The organism is Streptomyces sp. (genome assembly GCF_031178505.1).
In the GTDB taxonomy this organism is placed as follows: domain Bacteria; phylum Actinomycetota; class Actinomycetes; order Streptomycetales; family Streptomycetaceae; genus Streptomyces; species Streptomyces gulbargensis.
On sequence record NZ_JAPSIW010000233.1, the window covers coordinates 1 to 2,573 of the forward strand.

Genomic DNA, 2,573 nt, shown 5'->3' on the forward strand with positions numbered 1-2,573 from the left:
CGGGGCCCGGCCGCCATCCGCCGGGCCCCGGCCCCCTCCGGGACGCGCCGCTGAGGCGCACCCGGCCTCAGCAGGAAGAAATGAGGAGCAGGAATGACCACGACCACTCCGGGCACCGCCCAGGTCGAGCTCGCCATCGGCGGCATGACCTGCGCCTCGTGCGCGGCCCGGATCGAGAAGAAGCTCAACCGCATGGACGGCGTGGAGGCGACCGTCAACTACGCGACGGAGAAGGCGAAGGTCACCTTCGCCGCCGACATCCCGGTCGCCGACCTGATCGCCACGGTCGAGGCCACCGGCTACACCGCCGCCGAGCCCGAGCCGCCGAAGGCCGACACCGCCGGGGGCGACGACGGCCCCTCCGACGAGGAGAAGGCCGACGAGGAGCTGCGGCCGCTGAAGCAGCGGCTGGTCACCGCGGTCGCGCTGGCCGTGCCGGTCATCGCGATGGCCATGGTCCCCGCCCTGCAGATCGAGTACTGGCAGTGGCTGAGCCTCACGCTCGCCGCGCCGGTCGTCACCTACGCCGCCTGGCCCTTCCACCGGGCCGCCTGGACCAACGCCCGGCACGGCGCCGCGACCATGGACACCCTGATCTCGGTCGGCACCACCGCCGCGTTCCTGTGGTCGCTGTGGGCCCTCTTCCTCGGCACCGCCGGCACGCCCGGCATGACGCACCCCTTCGAGTTCACCATCGCCCGCACCGACGGCGCCGGGAACATCTACCTGGAGGCCGCCGCCGGCGTCACCGCCTTCATCCTGGCCGGCCGCTACTTCGAGGCCCGCTCGAAGCGCAAGGCGGGCGCCGCGCTCAAGGCGCTGATGCAGCTCGGCGCCAAGGAGGTCACCGTCCTGCGGGACGGCCGCGAGGTCACCGTACCGACCGCCGAACTCCAGGCCGGGACGCGCTTCCTGGTCCGCCCGGGCGAGAAGATCGCGACCGACGGCACCGTGGTCGAGGGCTCCTCCGCCGTGGACGCCTCCATGCTCACCGGCGAGTCCGTGCCGGTCGAGGTCGGCGTGGGCGACTCCGTCACCGGCGCCACCCTGAACGCCGGCGGCCGCCTCGTCGTCGAGGCCACCCGCGTCGGCGCCGACACCCAGCTCGCCCGGATGGCCAGGCTCGTCGAGGACGCGCAGAACGGCAAGGCCGCCGCCCAGCGGCTCGCCGACAGGATCTCCGCCGTCTTCGTGCCGATCGTCATCGCGCTCGCGCTCGGCACCCTCGGCTTCTGGCTCGGTACGGGACAGGGCCTGACCGCCGCGTTCACCGCCGCCGTCGCCGTGCTGATCATCGCCTGCCCGTGTGCCCTGGGCCTGGCCACCCCGACCGCCCTCATGGTCGGCACCGGCCGCGGCGCGCAGCTCGGCATCCTCATCAAGGGCCCCGAGGTCCTGGAGACCACCCGCAAGGTCGACACGATCGTCCTGGACAAGACCGGCACCGTCACCACCGGCCGGATGACCCTCCTCAAGGTCCACACCGCCGACGGCGAGGACGAGACCGAGGTCCTGCGTCTCGCGGGCGCCCTGGAGCACTCCTCCGAGCACCCCGTCGCCCAGGCCGTCGCCGCCGGCGCCGCCGCGCGGACCAACACCCTGCCCACCCCCGAGGACTTCGCGAACGTCCCCGGCCTCGGCGTGCAGGGCGTCGTGGAGGGCCACGCCGTCCTCGTCGGCCGCGAGAAGCTGCTCGACGCGTGGGCGATGGAGCTGCCCGCCGGGCTCAAGTCCGCCAAGGACGAGGCCGAGAAGGCCGGAAGGACGGCCGTCGCGGTCGCCTGGGACGGGAAGGCCCGCGCGGTTCTGGAGGTCGCCGACGCGGTCAAGGAGACCAGCGCGGAGGCCGTCCGCCGCCTCAGGTCCCTCGGACTCACCCCGATCCTGCTGACCGGCGACAACAAGGCGGTCGCCGAGTCCGTCGCCGCCGAGGTCGGCATCGGGGAGGTCATCGCCGAGGTCATGCCGCAGGACAAGGTCGACGTGGTCAAGCGCCTCCAGGCGGAGGGCCGTTCGGTCGCGATGGTCGGCGACGGCGTGAACGACGCCGCCGCGCTCGCCCAGGCCGACCTGGGCCTGGCCATGGGCACCGGCACGGACGCCGCCATCGAGGCCGCAGATCTGACCCTCGTACGGGGCGACCTGCGGGCGACGGCCGACGCCATCCGGCTCTCCCGCCGGACGCTCGGCACCATCCGCTCCAACCTCTTCTGGGCCTTCGCCTACAACGTGGCCGCCCTCCCGCTGGCCGCGGCGGGACTGCTCAACCCCATGATCGCCGGTGCCGCGATGGCCTTCTCCTCGGTCTTCGTGGTCGGCAACAGCCTGCGGCTGCGCGGCTTCCAGCCCGCCGACACGTGAGGTGACGGCCCGACGGGAGGCCGCCGTGGCCGGTTACGGACAGCACGGGGAAGACCTCATCGGGCGCCTAAGGCGCATCGCCCGGCTGATCAGGACCTGACGAAGTACCGGGGGCGCCGGGGAAGGGGCCGCCCTCGTGCGGGAGTCGCAGGCTTCCGCACGAGGGCGGCTCCCGCCTGGGCGCCCCGAGGGGAGTACGCGGCGCACCGGGC

At 73.7% G+C, this 2,573-nt stretch carries 1 protein-coding gene; it reads left to right on the top strand.

Annotated elements, in window-relative coordinates:
* Positions 1-93 precede the first annotated feature (93 nt).
* A complete protein-coding gene (locus tag RIF68_RS17195; protein ID WP_309052151.1) occupies positions 94-2,361 on the top strand; it encodes a heavy metal translocating P-type ATPase in 2,268 nt (755 codons plus the stop codon).
* Positions 2,362-2,573: the final 212 nt, after the last annotated feature.

Coding starts and splice junctions, on each gene's coding strand:
- RIF68_RS17195 (WP_309052151.1), top strand. CDS start 94: ATGACCACGACCACTCCGGGCACCGCCCAGGTCGAGCTCGCCATCGGC.